We start from the raw sequence: 15,625 nt of genomic DNA, 5'->3' as shown, positions 1-15,625 counted from the left end.
TGCCCGCGAAGGGGCCGTCATGTCTGGCATTGAGGTGGCAGACAGATCGCTTTCGCGGGCAAGCCTCGCTCCTACAGGATCCCCACGCGGCTATCGACTGTGGGACAATACCCGCCACTTTTAGCCATACCCGAATCGACCACGCCCATGAACGCCCCCCGCACTCCAAGACCTGCGCGCAAGAAGCCCGACACCGCGACACCGGCCAAAGCCGTTGAGCCGCGCGAAAAGGCCAGCCTGCACCCGCGCAACCGCCATCAGGGTCGCTACGACTTCCCGGCGCTGATCAAAACCACGCCGGAACTGGCGAAGTTCGTGATCATCAACCCTTATGGCAAGGAAAGCATCGACTTCGCCAGCCCGGATGCGGTGCGGGTGTTCAACCGGGCGCTGCTCAAGTCGTTCTACGGTATCGCCCATTGGGATATCCCGGCCGATTACCTCTGCCCACCGGTTCCGGGCCGTGCCGATTACGTGCACTTCCTGGCCGACCTGCTGGCCAGCGTCAACGACGGCGAAATCCCTCGTGGCGCACCGGTCAAAGTGCTCGATATCGGCATGGGCGCCAACTGCGTCTATCCGTTGATCGGCTACAGCGACTACCGCTGGCACTTCCTCGGTTCGGAAATCGACCCGACTGCGGTGGCTGCGGCCAAAGCCATCGTGCAATCCAACGGACTGAACAAAGCCATCCAGTTGCGTCAGCAAAGCAATCCCAAGCACATTCTGCTGGGCTTGCTGGAACCCGGCGAACGCTTTGACCTGACCATGTGCAACCCGCCGTTCCATGCTTCGATGGACGAAGCGACCAAAGGCAGCGAGCGTAAATGGCGCGCTTTGGGCCGCGCCGATCCTAAACGCAAACTGCCGGTGCTGAACTTTGGCGGTCAATCGGCAGAATTGTGGTGTGAGGGTGGCGAAGCACGGTTTGTGACGCAACTGATCGCCGAGAGTGCGCACTTCCAGCACAAGGTCTTGTGGTTCAGCACGTTGGTGTCAAAGGCTTCTAACCTGCCTTCGATCCAGACGGCGCTGAAAAAGGCCGGTGTTCTGGAAAGCCAGGTCGTGGAAATGTCCCAGGGGCAGAAGCAAAGCCGCTTCGTCGCCTGGACCTTCCAGACCAAGTCCGAGCAGCAGGTCTGGCGCGAACGTTGGGCTCGCAAGAGCTGAGTCACTGACCACCGCAGATCAACTGTAGGAGTGAGCCTGCTCGCGATAGCGGCGTGTCAGTTAACGATGATGTCGACTGATGCAGCGCCATCGCGAGCAGGCTCACTCCTACATGGGGTTAGCGGTGTTTTCAGGTCAGTCACTGAATCACAGACACAAAAAAGCCGTGCCCGCATTGCTCCGGAGCACGGCTTTTTTTACTGCGTCTTACTTGTTAACAGCGTCGGTCAGGCCTTTGGCCACAACCAGCTTGATAACTTTCTTGGCAGCGATTTCGATGGCAGCGCCAGTCGAAGGGTTACGGCCGGTACGGGCTGGACGCTCAGTCACTTTCAGTTTGCCGATACCTGGCAGAGTGATTTCGCCGCCGTTTTCCAGCTGATCGGCAACGATTTGGCCCAGTTGGTCCAGAGCGTTACGCGCGGTGGTTTTTGGCGCGTCGATAGCTTCAGCGATGTCGGCGATCAGTTGGTCTTTAGTAAGAGCCATGTAGTGTTCCTTCCCTATCAAATTCATATGGATTGCAGAGTGCAGTGTCAGCCATCGAGCCCGATCTTCTGGATCTGGCACCCTCGGCCAATAACCACTGGATCGGGGTTATAGATACCGAAATCAGGGTTTGGTTCGACCTGACAAATGCTGAATGCACGCTTAACGCAGTGACTTCGCGTAAGACGGGGCAAAACTAGCACAGAGACGGGGAAATATCCGCCTCTAGCTACCCATTTGGTCAGCTTTATTGCTCTAAAACGGGAAAAAACTGCATAAGGGCAGTCGCACGGCTGCGAATTACCCTACGAACCGCGCCAAAACCAGTGGTTGCGGTACACTTGGCACTTTTTGGGGGAGCACGCCCTCCTCTCTTCAATCAGCCGAGAAGCCCATGCCGATCCGTCATTGCATCGTCCACCTGATCGACAAAAAACCCGACGGCACACCCGCAGTTCTCCACGCTCGCGACTCGGAACTGGCCGAATCGAGCGCCATCGAGAACATGCTTGCCGACCTCAACGAGAGCTACAACGCCAAACAAGGCAAGGCCTGGGGATTCTTCCATGCCGAGTCCGGGGCGCATCCGTTCAGCGGCTGGCTGAAGGAATACCTCGAGGGCGGCAAGGATTTCACGGCGTTCAGCCGGGTGGCGGTGGAACACCTGCAAAAGCTGATGGAAGAGTCGAACCTCTCCGTGGGCGGCCACGTGCTGTTTGCGCATTACCAGCAGGGCATGACCGATTACCTGGCGATCGCCCTGTTGCACCACAGCGAAGGCGTTGCAGTGACCGATCAGCTGGACGTGACCCCGTCCCGTCACCTGGATCTGGGCCAGTTGCACCTGGCCGCGCGGATCAACGTGTCCGAGTGGCAGAACAACAAGCAGTCCAAGCAGTACATTTCATTCATCAAAGGCAAGAACGGGAAAAAGGTGTCGGAGTATTTCCGCGACTTTATCGGTTGCCAGGAAGGCGTCGACGGCCCTGGCGAAACCCGTACCTTGCTCAAGGCCTTCAGTGATTTCGTTGAAAGCGAAGATTTGCCGGAAGAATCCGCCCGCGAGAAAACCAAGACCCTGGTCGATTACGCCAGCAGCCAGGCCAAGCTCGGCGAACCGATGGGCCTGGAAGAACTCTCCGAACTGATCGACGAAGAGCGCCCGAAAGCCTTCTACGATCACATCCGCAACAAGGATTACGGCTTGTCTCCGGAGATCCCGGCGGATAAACGCACGTTGAACCAGTTCCGTCGCTTCACTGGCCGCGCCGAGGGCCTGTCCATCAGCTTCGAAGCGCACCTGCTGGGCTCGAAGATCGAATACGACGAAGAGGCCGGCACACTGATTATCAAGGGCCTGCCCACGCAGCTGACCGATCAGCTGAAGCGACGCAACTGATGCTGAACGGCGTGCTGAAGAAATTCCTGCTGATCCTGCTGGTGGTCGTGGTTTACCAGAACTGGGGCAAGATCGAGCGGGTGTTCAGTCCCAGCCAAGTGGTGTCCGAGCAGACCCAGGCCAAAGCCAACGTCGTGCTCTACGCGACCGAATGGTGTGGCTACTGCAAGCTGACCCGACGCTTTCTCGATCAGAAAGGCATTCCGTACAAGGAATTCGATATCGAAAAGGATGCCGAGGCACGCAAGGCATATGAGGCGCTGGGTGGACGCGGGATTCCGCTGATCGATGTGAACGGGACGTTGATTCGCGGGTATGACCCGGATGAAATCCTCGCCGCCCTGAAGTAACTGATCAGGCTCACACACCTGTGGCGAGGGGATTTATCCCTTCGCCACAGGCAGTTTTATACGCGTTTGTCGATTCGGAACCCAAACCGCGGAAAGTGCACATGCGCCACTCCGGCCCGCTCGTCTTCACGACGCAGAATCAATTCCTCTCTGCCCGCAAACAACAACTCGCCCGCCACCGGATCAACGCCGTAATCCGTTGCCGCGATGACCACCTGCTGGCCAGGCTCAAACCCGTTCGGCTCATCGAACTGCTCGTCCGGTAACGCGGCGGGTGTGGCATTACGCGCAACGTCCAGCGCGGCCTCGGAGGTCATCTCGCTGAACGCGCCATGCCCGAACCCCATCACGCGACCCAACCACGCCGACACCGCCGGATATGCATCAACCAACGGCGAGGTCACGGGCGTGGCCTTGAGGAACCACATCGGATGGGCCAGCGCGAAGTCGGCAATCGATGGCTCGCCGAACAGAAAGTCGCCCTGCTCGCGCTCAAGCTGCTGCTCCAGGCGCGCCATGATTGTCGGCCATTGATGCCGGGCTTGCTCGGCGGATAACTTTGTCGCGCTGCCGCCACTGAAGAGTCCGGCGCGATCAGCCAGAAACGCCTTGATCGCTTCCGGTGGCAGATTGCCGAAACGCACCGCGATCGATTCCGGTTGAAACACCAGGCTCACGGCATGCTGGAATACCACCGAATCGGCCCAGGCGGCGAACGTCGCGGCGATCATTTCCTGGCCTTCCGGAAAGAAGGCCGGCAAGGCTTTCTCCTGCTCCAGTCGACGGGCGATCAGCGATGTGTCGCAGTAAATATCTGCGCCAACCTGCAGCACTGGCGTCTTGCGGTAGCCACCGGTCAGGGCGGTCAGATCGGGTTTTGGCAAGATCGGCGCGATCTTTACCGAGCGCCAGGACAACCCCTTGAAACCCAGCAGCAAGCGGGCCTTTTCGGCGAAGGGGACGTCGGGTAATGATGAAGAATCAACTCGGACATGCTCGGCTCCGCCGCACGGATTAGGAATCCGCAGCTTAGCGCGCAATTCGGGAGCAGCCTACAGGTCTGCCTGATGGGCACTTATCAGTCAGGTTGATAAGCCCGCGACGGCGCTTGCGACCAGACATTCCTTGGCGCTTTTCCTGAGTTTTTTGATCAAGCGTTCCTGACGCAAGGCTTCGCTTTTGTCGCGGCAGACTTCTGTGTAGACCAAGGCAACGGCAGGGCTGGAGAGGAAGAAGCGTGCGCCCTTGCCACTTTGGTGGGTAGCGAAGCGGCGCACAGGATCGTCGCTGATCCCGCAGTACAGCGAACCATTGGCCGCGCGAACGAGGTAGACGAACCAGGGTTTACTCACCGGCGTATCGGCATCGGCGGGGATTTCGCTGAGGGTAGTCACGTCACGATCAAGGCTTGATAGGAAACAAGCCGCGATCTTATCAGCGACTGGCCTGGAATGCCTTCAGCCCCTTCAACGCCTGAGCGCGAACGGCATTTCTTACCGCCGGAGTCCAGCCCAGCAGCAGGCCTTTGAAACCCAGCGCCTGGCGCGACCAGGCCCACATATCGAAGCTGTCATGGTGCTCGCAGATCTTGCCGTCACGAAACACGAACTGCGCCTGAATATCATTGACCACCGTGTTGCCGGTCTGGCTGAACAGATAGGTCGCGACCCAATGCGCGCCGCCCGTGCGGTCCTCGGCGCGAACGTTGTCGAACGTCAGGGAAAAATCCTTCGCCCGCGTCGTGAGCATGCGCCACATGTCCCCGGCATCGCGTCCGCGCAATTCGCCGAATGCCGGATCGCTGAACAGCACATCATCGGTATAGCAGGCGCTCATGGCCTCGGCATCCAGCCGCTGGAAGGCTTGGTAGAACTGGGTGATCAATGCGCGGTTGGCATCACTCATGGGCAGGCTCCGGACGTTTGAAGGATTGCCTGCACGATAGTCAACAAATGCGCGGAACACTATCGGCATTCGTGGCGGGAATACCCTGGGGTCCGCTGTCGCCTAGTGCACCATGCCGTTGTCCCGGGCATAAGCGAAGAGATCCACATCCGTGGAAATGCCCAGCCGCTGCATGGCCATGCTTTTTTGTTTACTGATGGTCGACACACTGCGTTTGAAATAGCTCGCGATCTCACTGACGGTCATGCCGCTGGCGAGCATTCTCACCACTTCATGTTCTTTGGCCGACAGCGAAGGGGAATGCGAATGAGCCTCGACGTCTGCCTGAGCCAGCGCGGTACGCAAGGACTCGCTGATGAAACGCCGCCCTTCACCCACTGATTTGATTGCCAGAGGGAGCTCCGTCGCCGAGGCATCCTTGGCCACGATCGCCATCACGCCTTGCGCGAATGCCACCCTGAGCGTCGCAACGTTGGCAAACATGGTGACCAGAATGATCGGCGTCGAAGCGTAGTGACGTCGAACCGTGCTCAGCATCTTCAGTCCGTCGGCCTGTTGGTTGCCCGGCATGGAGAAGTCCGTGATCAACAGATCGCACGGCGTGGTCGAGAGCAGGCTCAACAGGCTGTCCGGGCCATCGGCCTCACCCACGATCACACACGTCCGGCTTAGATCGATGAGCATCCGTAACCCGATGCGGACGACAGGATGGTCGTCAGCAATAATTACGCGCATTGTCGGATTTATCCTGTGTGGTGACTGGAATACGCGAAAAGTAACGCCGTCCTATTCCGACCACAACGACCAATCTCGACCGCTCAACCACCGTCCTCAACGGATCCGGGCCCCTGTCCTTTCTCTGATAAAACAAAAGGAACCGCCCTACGTTTTAAAGCTACGCAGCTCACACCAAAAGACTACAGACAACAGGTCGAACGATGACGCTCTGTAGCCCGCCCTGACCTTTCATACACTCGCCCCGCCTTTTTCGTATTAGTTGCATTTCGTCCGGCGACCTCGACCGATAGATTGCGCCCTGCCCGCTCCGGGCAAACTCCTCAATCATCTTTCATCAAGGAAGCGTCGACGCATGAACAAATACATAACCCTCCTGACGGCTACTTTGCTGCTGACTGGCGCATCGTCCGTTATTGCCGCCTCCAGCACGGACCTGACCGTGAAGGGTCTGATCACGCCAAATGCATGCACACCAGCACTGGCCGGCGGCGGTATTGCCGATCACGGCAAGTTTTCCGTACAAGACCTCAATCCCGACAAGCACACTTACTTGCCTGAAATAATCATGCAAATGACAGTGAACTGCGATGCGGCTACGCCGTTTGCGATCAGCCCGATTGATAACCGTGCAGGCACAGGCACGTCGGGCAATTACTTTGGTCTGGGGCTGATCAATACCCACGAAAAGCTGGGGCACTTTCGCGTTGCTCCGCGCAATGTGATGGCGGACGCCACCCAAGCTCAAGCCATTCTCTCCACTGATGGCGGCAAGACCTGGCTTAAGGAAGGGTCGACAGCATTCTGGGGGGTCGACAACATCTGGAGTGTCGGTGCTCTGGGGACCGTCATTGCTCCCATCGCGATGAAGGAGTTGAGCCTTGATCTGTATGTGCGTACCGGCATTGCCCCCACCAACGGCCTGACCCTGACCGACGAAGTGACGCTCGACGGCTCCGCAACCCTACAGATCAAGTACCTGTAACCCTCCGTCATCAACGAGCAAAGCCCGGCCCACGGCAATGCCCGCTCACTCAAAGGACGAACCATCATGGAAAGATGCTCCCTCGCTCGATTGGCGCCCCTGTTGCTCATCTGTGCCCCCGCAGCCCTGGCCGCCAGCAGCACCGAGCTGAGCGTTACCGGCCTGATTACACCCGGCGCCTGCACGCCCAGCCTGTCCGGCGGCGGCATCGTCGACCACGGCAAAGTGACGGTGAAAGATCTGAGACCTGACCAGCCCACGGCCCTGGAAAACGGCACGCTGTATCTGGAGGTGAATTGTGATGCCGCCACGCGGTTTACCCTGACGACGATCGACAATCGCGAAGGCTCTTCCGTCTTTCACCCTAACAGTCACGGGCTGGGCGTCGTCAATGACGACCAAAACCTGGGCAGTGTTGCGTTCGGCCTGTTCGATACGGTGGCCGATGGGGCGGCGGTGAAAACCATCATGTCCTTGAACGACGGTGCCTCCTGGCGAGTGTCTTCCTACCTGGGACACGCCGGCCGGACCGCGTTCGCGGCGTTGAACGACCTGGGTACACCGATCGCCATCAAGAATTTGCGCGCGCGGCTCACGGCGTTTACCACCATCGTTCGCGCGAACGACCTGACGCTGACCGACGAAATCCCCATCGACGGGCATGTCACCGTGCAGCTGAATTATCGATAGGCCGGTAATCCAGGCTCCTTTTTTAAAACTTTCAACGAGACACGTCATGACGATGCTTTCCAGTGTCACCCGTCATCTGTTCCATTCGGGCATCGGCGCATTCGCCCTGCTGCTGACCGCACACGCCCAGGCCGACGGCATGGTGCCGAACACTTCGGTGGTCATCGTCAACGAGGCTGACGGTGAAGCGTCCGTGTCGGTGACCAACACCGATGCCAACCTGGCGTTGATGCACGTCACCCTCGAAGACATTGCCGAAGACAGCGAATCGCTGGTGTTCGTGACGCCCCCCCTGGCGCGCGTCGAAGCGGGCAAAACCCAATTGGTGCGGTTCATTCTGCAAACGGACAAACCGCTGCTCACTCAGCGCTTGAAGCGGGTGATCTTCGAAGGCATCCCCCAAGGCAAAGCGCCTGCCGAGGCAGGTCAGGCCCGTGTCGGCGTGACGGTGCGCCAGAACTTACCGGTGATCCTGCACCCCAAAGGCCTGGCGCCCAATCGCACGCCGTGGACCGACCTGCAATGGTCGCTGAAAGACGGTCAACTGACCGTGCGCAACGACACGCCTTACGTGGTGCGTCTGGGCCAGGAAGTGCAATTGTTGCCGGCCGCGGGCAACGCGATGCTGCCGAAAACCTACGTGCTGCCCGGTGAGCACATCAGCATCAAGGTGCCCGAAGGCGCCGCCACGCAGGTGCGTTTTCAACCGGCGACGGTCTACGGCTTTGCCGTGCCGCATTACGAGGCGCCCATCCAGTCCTGAACCACCCTGACGGCGTCATCAAGGAACGATGAGCGCCCATGTTTCAAGGCGACGGCCCCCAGGTCGTTGCCACAGGCGTGCTTGTAACCGCACGCCGCAATAACCCAAGTGATCCTGATGAACACAGTATCGAATTACCGTGATGGCGAAGCCGTGCCCGTTATTCGCGACGGCGCTCGCCCTCATCCATGGCAGCGAACCATATTGGCGGTGCTGCTGAGCAACGCGCTGATGATGCTCGATGCCTACGGTGAGGCGTCGATGCCAGCGTCGTTCGACAAAGACACGTTACGGCAGCGCGGCATCGATCCGGCGCTGGCGACGCTGCTGATGCAGGCGCCGCAGTTCACGGCCGGCCGCCACCCTGTCACGCTCACCGTCAACGGCCAGCGTCATGGCCGGGTCGACGTCACGTTCGATCGCGAAGGGGCGTTGTGCTTCGATCGCACGCTGCTCGATGCGGCGAACCTAACGGTGCCCGCGCTTACGCTGGACGATGGCCCATGCCACGACTTTCTAGGCCGCGCGCCGCAGACCGTCATCGAACCGAACCCCGCTGGCCTGGCCCTGTCGCTGATCGTGCCCACCGATGCGATACGCCCCACTGCCCGGGATTTTTCCGGCTATCAAACCGGTGGTTTCGCCGGCTTGATCAACTACGACGTCACCGGTTTGCACAGCCGTTCCAGTGACAGCACCAGCCGCTACGCCTCGGCCAATACCGAACTCGGCTTCAATGCCGGTGACTGGATCGTGCGCAGCCGCCAGGTGCAGACCTGGCAGGACGACGTGTCCACAACGACTCATATTGCGGCCTACGCCCAGCGGACTTTCGCCAGCCAGGAAGCGGTGTTGCAGGCGGGTCAGATCAACCTCTACAACCCGGTGCTCGCCGGTGCGCAGATCACCGGCGTGCAAGTGCTGAATGAACAAGCCCTGCAGGTCGAAGGGCAAAGCGCGGTCATTGAAGGGATCGCCAACAGTCAGGCCCAGGTCGAGGTCCGGCAAAACGGTTCGCTGATCCATTCCACGGTGGTACCCGCCGGCCCGTTCGTGCTCACCAACGTGCGGCGGCTCAACACGCGTTCCGACGTGGAAGTCACGATCAAGGAGACCGATGGCAGCGAGCGCCGTTTTACCGTGCCGGCCGCGATGTTGGGGGTCAGTTTGCCAGCGCCCGGTTATTCGCTGGGCGCCGGTCAGGTGCGCAGTGTCGGTGACGCTCAGGGAGGCGATCCCTGGGTCATCAGCGGCGGCTGGAGCGGTGCGCTCGCCCCGCAACTATTGCTCAGCGCCGGCCTCACCGGCGCCGCCGACTATCGCGCGGTGGGTGCCAGCGTCGGCCTGTTGCCCTCGCCGTTCACTCAGGTGCAAGCCACGCTGACCGGCGCGGACGCCAGCGGCAGACACGCCAGCCAGGGGCTTCAAGCCGACCTGAACGTCTCGCATCGGTTGAACGAGCAGTGGGCGCTCAGTGCCGGCAGTTCTTACCGAACCCTGGGCTACCGGGAACTGGAGGAGGCGGTGTTCGCCAACACGTCCGACAACAGCCAGTCACGTTACCGCGATCAGCAAAGCGCGGCCCTGTCATGGTCGCATCCATGGCTCGGCGCCTTCAGCAGCGGCTTCAGCCGGTCCAGTTCGTTCGACGGCCAAAGCAGCAGCCGCGCCCTCGCATCCTGGGGCACCAGCATCGCGGGCGTATCCGTCTCGGCGACCGCCGAATGGCAGCTCAGCGGTTCGAACGGCAACGATGACAGCATCTACCTGAACCTCAGCATTCCGCTGGGCGAGAACCGCCGGGCACGCAGCTGGGTACGCCGTTCCGCCGGCGAATACCGCAGCGGCGTGGGCTTGAGTGAACGGGTCAACGATCAGCTGGGTTACCGGGTTGGCGTCGAACACGACACGCGCGACAAACAGGTGCAATCCACGGCCGGCGTGTCGCTGCTACCGCGCTACACCCAGCTCGATCTCAATTACACCCGCGCCGATGCCGAGCGCTCCAGCTATCAGGCCAGCGCTCGCGGTGGCGCCGTGCTGCATGGCGGTGGCGTGACGCTGTCGCCGTACCCGGTGAGCGACACCTTTGCGTTGCTGTCGGTCGGTGACATGGGTTCCATCAAAGTGTCGACGCCCAGCGGTCCGGTCTGGACCGACTGGCAAGGTCAGGCGGTGATCCCGCAAGTGACGGCTTATGGCAAAAGCCCGGTGGAAGTCGACACCAAAACCCTGCCGCGCAACGCCGACATTCACAACGGGCTGGCGGTGATTTCGGCCGGTCGCGGCGCCGTCGACAACGTTGAATTCGGCATCACGATGACCCGCCGGGCCTTACTCAAGGCCACCACCGCCAACGGCGCGCCCCTGCCGCGCGGTGCCTCCGTGAACACCGAGGATGGCGAGTTCGTGACCCTGGTGCAGGACGGCGGCCTGGTGTTCTTGCCCAACGCGCTCGACCGCCGTGCGTTGTGGATCAGCGCGCCGGAGCTGGAGCGCTGCGAACTGCGCTTCGAGCTGCCCACCGACGCCGACGCCGACGCGTACTACGAAACCGCCCCCGCCAAGTGCCGAGCCCTCTGAGGATGACTTCATGAACCTGTTGCACTTTCTGCTATTGACCCTCGCGCTCCTGGCACTGAGTGGATTCACGCCAGTGGCCTCGGCGTCCATGGACGACTGCCAGTTCAACCTGAGCCAGCCGGTGCTCGATTACGGGCTGATGAACCGGGCGATACGGCCTGATGCCGCACCGGAGCGCAACCTCGGTGAACGCCAGCTCAGCCTGACCTTGAGCTGTGCGCAGCCCATCGACATGAGCCTGTTCTACCGGGCGATGGCCGCGACCGCCGAACGCTTTCACTTTGCCGAACGCGGCAGCTATCAGATGCGTATTCGCGATGCCGTGCTCGATGGCCAATCGGTCGAGATCGGGTTGATTGCCGGGGTCGGTCAGCCGCCGGCAGAAATGGCGTCGAGCCTGATCTGGCGACCGGAGCACGGGATCGTCCCGGTGCAGGCCGGCGTGGCGGTGCAAGGGCGCAGTTTCTCGGCCCAGCTTCAGCTGACGGCCTGGGTTCAAGAGCAAGGCATGCAGGTGCGTGACGCGGTGACCTGGGAAGCCTTCGGGGTGTTCGACGCCGTCGCCGCCGGACGCACCCGCGAGGCGACCTTGCGCGCCCGCTTCGCTCCGGCGGCCTGCGAGCCGGTGCTGTCCAACGGCGGCGTGGTCGACTTCGGCACCCTGTCGAAAAAAGACCTGCACGCAGACCAGGACACACGCCTGCCGCCCAAGTCCTTGACGCTGAGGGTCGGCTGCGACGCGCCGACGTCCTTCGCCTTGATCATGCACGACAACCGCTCAGGCTCGGCGATGCTCGATAGCGAGATCGACTACGGCCTGGGCAAGGACGGCAGCGGCAACAGGATTGGCCGTTTTTCACTGCACGTCGACCCGGCCGACGCCAATGCCGACGGCTTCGCCCGCCTTTATCAAACCCACTCCAGCATCGCCGGCACAGCCTGGAACACCGGCAGCGCCAACCCGATCGCTATCGGCAAAAGCCGTTACCTGGCGTTCACCGACAACGACGGCAGCAGTGCCGGCCCGGTGCTGATCCAGAACCTCAGCACCACCGTGACCGTCGACGCCGTTATCGCCCCCACCCACAGCCTGGACCTGAGCCGCGCCATCGAGCTCGATGGCGCGGGGACGATCGAGATTATTTACCTGTAACACCCAGCCCGATCCTGCTGGTTTCGGGGCGCACTTGAGCGGCCCGGGGCAGTCAGGACACAACCCTAGAAGTGAGCAAATAATGATCAAAAAGTACTTTGCAGCACTCTCCGCCACCGCACTGATTGGCGTTGCGCCTTATGCAGTGGCGGCTTCGAGCATTGACCTGACTGTCACAGGTCTCATCACGCCGAGAGCGTGCACTCCTTCGTTGTCCGATGGAGGAACGGTCGACGTCGGCCAGGTGCAGGCAAAAGACCTCAACCTGACAAGTGACACGATAGTAGGCAGTCATCCGATACAGCTGACGGTCGCGTGTGACGCGTCAACGCCATTTGCACTTAACGGTATTGATAACAAAGCAGGAACATCATCGTCCAACCTGTATTTCGGATTGGGCCTGACCAGCAATAACGAAAAAATAGGTTATTTCACGCCATCGATCCAAAGCGCGCTTGCGGACGGACAACCTGTGCACTCGATCAGATCAACTGATAACGGTGCGAGTTGGACGCGCATCTATCAGATCCTGAAGGATAACCTCACATCGGTAAGCGCTGTCGGCACTCTCACGCCAATCTCCGTGAAAGACCTCACGATGGAACTGATGATCTACACCTTCATTGCCCGCGCCGATAGCCTCACCTTAACCGACGATGTCACTATCGACGGTTCAGCCACATTTGAAATGAAGTACCTGTAAGCCGTGCATCTTGCCCGAGGTCCTGCTTCGGGCAAGGACTGATTCCGCTCACCACACACAGCGAAACCTGTCCCATGAAAAAGACTCCACACGCGCTGACGATGGCGATCTTCGTCCTGACGTCGCCGCTCACCTTGGCCACCTCATCGACAGACCTGAGGGTCACAGGCCTCATCACCCCACTTGCCTGCACCCCGATGCTGTCCAACAGCGGCCTCGTCGATTACGGAAAAATCTCCCGGCAAGACCTGAACGTCGACAAACGCACTCGACTGCGCGACCAGACACTCGACCTCAACATTCAGTGCAATGCGCTCACGCGTTTTGCTCTGCTGATGCGCGACAACCGCGACGGCTCGGCCATCGTCAACAGCGAGATTTACTACGGCCTGAACCACGACCACAGCCACAATAAAATCGGCTTGTATTCGCTGAACTTCGATCCTGCCAGCACGGTGGTGGACGACCTGACGCAGGTCTATCGAACCGACTCGACCACGGGGGGCAAAGCCTGGAGCCCGTCGAACAGCCAGCCCATCCCGATGGGCTCCCGAAGCTATCTCGGCTTTACCGACAGCGCAGGCAGCAGCGCCGGCCCGATAGCCATCCGCAACCTGACCAGCCGGGTGACGGTCGAAACGGTCATCGCGCCCACCTCCGAACTGGACCTGAGTGCCGAAGTGCAACTCGACGGCTCGGCGACCCTGGACGTTGTTTACCTGTAGTTCAGACCTTTTCGCTGACGACCTGAACGTACAGCGAACGCCCGGCGCCGAGGCCGGCAACGATGGCGCCGAGGCCGATCACGCCAAAGATCCAGCCCAACGCGGTCCAGCCGCCCGTCCAGTCATGCACGATCCCGACCGCGAACGGCCCCATCGACGCCAGGGTGTAACCGAAGCCCTGGGCCATGCTCGACAGGTTGGCCGCCACATGGGCATCGCGCGAGCGCAGCACGATCAGGGTCAACGCGAGACTGAATGCACCGCCCTGCCCCAGGCCGAGCAGGATCGCCCAGCCCCACAGGCCTTCGATCGGTGCATAGAGACAGCCGAACAGGCCGCCGAGGGTCAGCAGCATGACCACCACGATCGCCAGCCGCTGATCCTTGCCGCGCGTCGCCAGCCAGGGCGCCGCCAGAGAACTGGCCAACTGGACGATCACCGAACCCGAGAGCACCAGACCGGCCTGGGTCGGGGTCAGGCCGCGACCGATCAGGATCGAGGGCAACCAGCCAAAGACGATGTACGCCAGGGATGATTGCAGGCCCATGTACAACGTGACTTGCCAGGCCAGCGGATCACGCAATAGGCCGCGAACCCGATACGCGACGTTATGTGCGCCGTGTTTCTGCCCCACTTGCGGCAACCAGAAAACCGCCGCGACCAGCGCAGGCACTACCCAGAAACCGAGGCCCAAGGCCCAGCTGTTATCGAAATGCTCGCTCAGCGGCACGGTCGCCCCCGCCGCCATCGCCGCGCCCAGACACAGGGCCATGGTGTACACGCCGGTCATGGTGCCGGCCTGTTTCGGGAAGTCGCGCTTGACGATGCCCGGTAACAAAACGCCAATCACACCGATGCTCGCGCCGCCCAGCACACTGCCGGCGAACAGGCCGATCTCACCGAATGAACTGCGCAGAATGATTCCGCCGGCCAGCATCAACAGAATGCCCAACACCACGCGCTCGGCGCCAAAACGTCGCGCCAGCAAGGGCGCTAGCGGAGCAAACAAGCCGAGACAGAGCACCGGCAACGTCGTCAGCAACCCGGCCTGGGCCGCCGACAGGCCGAGGGTCTTCGACACTTCGCTGAGCATCGGCGCCATGCTCGACAACGCCGGACGCAGGTTCAGCGCCACCAGGATCAGCCCCAGCAGCAACAGCCATGGGCGACGCAGGACGGGATGACGCTGCTGGACCTCTTCGTCATCGGCCTCGGCGTCGATCAGCAGCTCTTCGAGTTCTGCCGTGCGCTTGGGTTGAGTGATGTTGCTGTTGCGGCTCGACATGGAGTTCTCGGTTTCAAGGTTCATTGATCAACTGCCTAGACAGGGCTTTGGCCCGTTCCGGGTCGCGTTGCTCGACGGCATCAAGCAGTTCGATATGCAGGTCGAACACCTCTTGGCGTCGCGGGGTGATGTTCAGGGTCTGGCGCAAATGCGCGCCGACGATGCTGGAGAAATAGCGATACAGCTCGCTGAGGGTCGGGTTGTGCGCGGCGTCCACCAGACGGCGGTGGAACACCAGATCGCAGGCGATGTAGCTGTCGAGATCGCCGTGATAGTGGCTGCCGCTGACACCCAATGCTTCGCGCAAGGCCACCAGATCCTCATCCGTTCGGCGCAGAGCAGCGAGACCGATGGCTTCGACTTCAAGGATGTGCCGGGTCTCGCGGGCCTGTTCATGGGAGCAGCGCGACAAGGCTTTCATGGTGTCCAGTGGATCGATCACCGCCCGCAAATAGCTGCCGTCGCCCTGACGGATTTCGATCAAACCGGAAAACGCCAATACACGCATGGCTTCACGCACGGTGTTGCGGCTGATGCCCAACTCGGCGGACAGCTCTGGCTCTGTGGGTAAACGCTGGCCGACCTGCCAGGCGCCAGCGTTGATGCGTTGGCGCAGTTGATCCAGGGCCTGATCGACCAGGGATCGCTTAACGAGTGGAGAAATGTCTGACATAGGATTCGCCCTTTCAT

16 protein-coding genes and 1 pseudogene are annotated in these 15,625 nt (G+C 60.9%); 10 read left to right on the top strand and 7 right to left on the bottom strand.

All coding sequences use genetic code 11. The features are described from left to right. Window positions 1–147 precede the first annotated feature (147 nt). Complete coding sequence (rlmF, locus tag JIO00_RS05380; protein ID WP_010463074.1) at window positions 148–1,170, top strand: 23S rRNA (adenine(1618)-N(6))-methyltransferase RlmF; 1,023 nt, start codon at window positions 148–150, stop codon at window positions 1,168–1,170. 207 nt (window positions 1,171–1,377) lie between these two features. Here rlmF and JIO00_RS05375 read toward each other — a convergent pair whose 3' ends face one another. After that, window positions 1,378–1,659 (bottom strand): HU family DNA-binding protein, encoded by a 282-nt coding sequence (locus JIO00_RS05375; protein WP_007905514.1) that lies wholly within the window; start codon window positions 1,657–1,659, stop codon window positions 1,378–1,380. Window positions 1,660–2,053: 394 nt separating this feature from the next. Between JIO00_RS05375 and yejK the strand changes: the two genes are divergently transcribed. Further along, on the top strand, window positions 2,054–3,058 hold the full coding sequence (gene yejK, locus JIO00_RS05370) for a nucleoid-associated protein YejK (RefSeq protein ID WP_010463075.1): 1,005 nt from the start codon (window positions 2,054–2,056) through the stop codon (window positions 3,056–3,058). After that, window positions 3,058–3,408: a glutaredoxin family protein gene (locus tag JIO00_RS05365; RefSeq protein ID WP_010463076.1), complete on the top strand. Its 351-nt coding sequence runs from the start codon at window positions 3,058–3,060 to the stop codon at window positions 3,406–3,408. Before yejK ends, JIO00_RS05365 begins: the two co-directional genes overlap by 1 nt. Window positions 3,409–3,464: 56 nt before the next feature. On the opposite strand, the pseudogene JIO00_RS05360 reads toward JIO00_RS05365, so the two are convergent. From JIO00_RS05360 to JIO00_RS05345, 4 genes and pseudogenes are all read right to left on the bottom strand, one after another. Then, window positions 3,465–4,402, bottom strand: a pseudogene (locus JIO00_RS05360) (glutathione S-transferase family protein). Between the two features lie 88 nt (window positions 4,403–4,490). After that, window positions 4,491–4,802: a GIY-YIG nuclease family protein gene (locus JIO00_RS05355; RefSeq protein WP_154911841.1), complete on the bottom strand. Its 312-nt coding sequence runs from the start codon at window positions 4,800–4,802 to the stop codon at window positions 4,491–4,493. Between the two features lie 40 nt (window positions 4,803–4,842). Beyond that, complete coding sequence (locus JIO00_RS05350; RefSeq protein ID WP_010463079.1) at window positions 4,843–5,313, bottom strand: nuclear transport factor 2 family protein; 471 nt, start codon at window positions 5,311–5,313, stop codon at window positions 4,843–4,845. 102 nt (window positions 5,314–5,415) lie between these two features. Further along, entirely contained in the window at window positions 5,416–6,048 is a 633-nt protein-coding gene (locus tag JIO00_RS05345; RefSeq protein WP_077748275.1) for a response regulator transcription factor, read from the bottom strand. Between the two features lie 355 nt (window positions 6,049–6,403). On the opposite strand from JIO00_RS05345, the gene JIO00_RS05340 reads away from it, so the two are divergent. The 7 genes from JIO00_RS05340 to JIO00_RS05310 all read left to right on the top strand — a co-directional run bounded on the left by JIO00_RS05340 (window position 6,404) and on the right by JIO00_RS05310 (window position 13,650). After that, complete coding sequence (locus JIO00_RS05340) at window positions 6,404–7,033, top strand: DUF1120 domain-containing protein (protein ID WP_145306876.1); 630 nt, start codon at window positions 6,404–6,406, stop codon at window positions 7,031–7,033. Window positions 7,034–7,099: 66 nt separating this feature from the next. After that, complete coding sequence (locus tag JIO00_RS05335; protein ID WP_010463082.1) at window positions 7,100–7,723, top strand: DUF1120 domain-containing protein; 624 nt, start codon at window positions 7,100–7,102, stop codon at window positions 7,721–7,723. Between the two features lie 46 nt (window positions 7,724–7,769). Then, the gene (locus tag JIO00_RS05330; protein ID WP_102593957.1) at window positions 7,770–8,486 is read left to right on the top strand and encodes a fimbria/pilus chaperone family protein; all 717 of its coding nucleotides are present in this window, start codon (window positions 7,770–7,772) and stop codon (window positions 8,484–8,486) included. Window positions 8,487–8,603: 117 nt separating this feature from the next. Beyond that, window positions 8,604–11,069, top strand: a complete 2,466-nt coding sequence (locus JIO00_RS05325) for a fimbria/pilus outer membrane usher protein (protein ID WP_200667769.1) — start codon at window positions 8,604–8,606, stop codon at window positions 11,067–11,069. Window positions 11,070–11,079: 10 nt separating this feature from the next. Next, window positions 11,080–12,222, top strand: a complete 1,143-nt coding sequence (locus JIO00_RS05320; RefSeq protein WP_077748271.1) for a DUF1120 domain-containing protein — start codon at window positions 11,080–11,082, stop codon at window positions 12,220–12,222. Between the two features lie 82 nt (window positions 12,223–12,304). Beyond that, a complete protein-coding gene (locus JIO00_RS05315) occupies window positions 12,305–12,925 on the top strand; it encodes a DUF1120 domain-containing protein (RefSeq protein ID WP_010463086.1) in 621 nt (206 codons plus the stop codon). Window positions 12,926–12,999: 74 nt separating this feature from the next. Continuing rightward, window positions 13,000–13,650, top strand: coding sequence for a DUF1120 domain-containing protein (locus JIO00_RS05310; RefSeq protein WP_010463087.1), 651 nt, complete (start codon window positions 13,000–13,002; stop codon window positions 13,648–13,650). A gap of 1 nt (window position 13,651) precedes the next feature. Here the strand turns inward: JIO00_RS05310 and JIO00_RS05305 are convergent, their stop codons facing one another. After that, the gene (locus JIO00_RS05305) at window positions 13,652–14,959 is read right to left on the bottom strand and encodes a CynX/NimT family MFS transporter (RefSeq protein ID WP_010463088.1); all 1,308 of its coding nucleotides are present in this window, start codon (window positions 14,957–14,959) and stop codon (window positions 13,652–13,654) included. After that, complete coding sequence (locus tag JIO00_RS05300) at window positions 14,949–15,608, bottom strand: FadR/GntR family transcriptional regulator (protein ID WP_010463089.1); 660 nt, start codon at window positions 15,606–15,608, stop codon at window positions 14,949–14,951. Before JIO00_RS05300 ends, JIO00_RS05305 begins: the two co-directional genes overlap by 11 nt. Window positions 15,609–15,625: the final 17 nt, after the last annotated feature.

Origin of the sequence: Pseudomonas sp. SW-3, from assembly GCF_016615645.1 — a bacterium.
Lineage (GTDB): Bacteria > Pseudomonadota > Gammaproteobacteria > Pseudomonadales > Pseudomonadaceae > Aquipseudomonas > Aquipseudomonas mandelii.
Note: the sequence above shows the minus strand (reverse complement) of the source record. Positions and strands in the feature narration are given on the sequence as shown.

Excerpts from the sequence above, each read along its gene's own strand:
- rlmF (WP_010463074.1), top strand. The coding sequence starts at position 148 with ATGAACGCCCCCCGCACTCCAAGACCTGCGCGCAAGAAGCCCGACACC.
- JIO00_RS05375 (WP_007905514.1), bottom strand. The coding sequence starts at position 1,659 with ATGGCTCTTACTAAAGACCAACTGATCGCCGACATCGCTGAAGCTATC.
- yejK (WP_010463075.1), top strand. The coding sequence starts at position 2,054 with ATGCCGATCCGTCATTGCATCGTCCACCTGATCGACAAAAAACCCGAC.
- JIO00_RS05365 (WP_010463076.1), top strand. The coding sequence starts at position 3,058 with ATGCTGAACGGCGTGCTGAAGAAATTCCTGCTGATCCTGCTGGTGGTC.
- JIO00_RS05350 (WP_010463079.1), bottom strand. The coding sequence starts at position 5,313 with ATGAGTGATGCCAACCGCGCATTGATCACCCAGTTCTACCAAGCCTTC.
- JIO00_RS05345 (WP_077748275.1), bottom strand. The coding sequence starts at position 6,048 with ATGCGCGTAATTATTGCTGACGACCATCCTGTCGTCCGCATCGGGTTA.
- JIO00_RS05340 (WP_145306876.1), top strand. The coding sequence starts at position 6,404 with ATGAACAAATACATAACCCTCCTGACGGCTACTTTGCTGCTGACTGGC.
- JIO00_RS05335 (WP_010463082.1), top strand. The coding sequence starts at position 7,100 with ATGGAAAGATGCTCCCTCGCTCGATTGGCGCCCCTGTTGCTCATCTGT.
- JIO00_RS05330 (WP_102593957.1), top strand. The coding sequence starts at position 7,770 with ATGACGATGCTTTCCAGTGTCACCCGTCATCTGTTCCATTCGGGCATC.
- JIO00_RS05325 (WP_200667769.1), top strand. The coding sequence starts at position 8,604 with ATGAACACAGTATCGAATTACCGTGATGGCGAAGCCGTGCCCGTTATT.
- JIO00_RS05320 (WP_077748271.1), top strand. The coding sequence starts at position 11,080 with ATGAACCTGTTGCACTTTCTGCTATTGACCCTCGCGCTCCTGGCACTG.
- JIO00_RS05315 (WP_010463086.1), top strand. The coding sequence starts at position 12,305 with ATGATCAAAAAGTACTTTGCAGCACTCTCCGCCACCGCACTGATTGGC.
- JIO00_RS05310 (WP_010463087.1), top strand. The coding sequence starts at position 13,000 with ATGAAAAAGACTCCACACGCGCTGACGATGGCGATCTTCGTCCTGACG.
- JIO00_RS05305 (WP_010463088.1), bottom strand. The coding sequence starts at position 14,959 with ATGAACCTTGAAACCGAGAACTCCATGTCGAGCCGCAACAGCAACATC.
- JIO00_RS05300 (WP_010463089.1), bottom strand. The coding sequence starts at position 15,608 with ATGTCAGACATTTCTCCACTCGTTAAGCGATCCCTGGTCGATCAGGCC.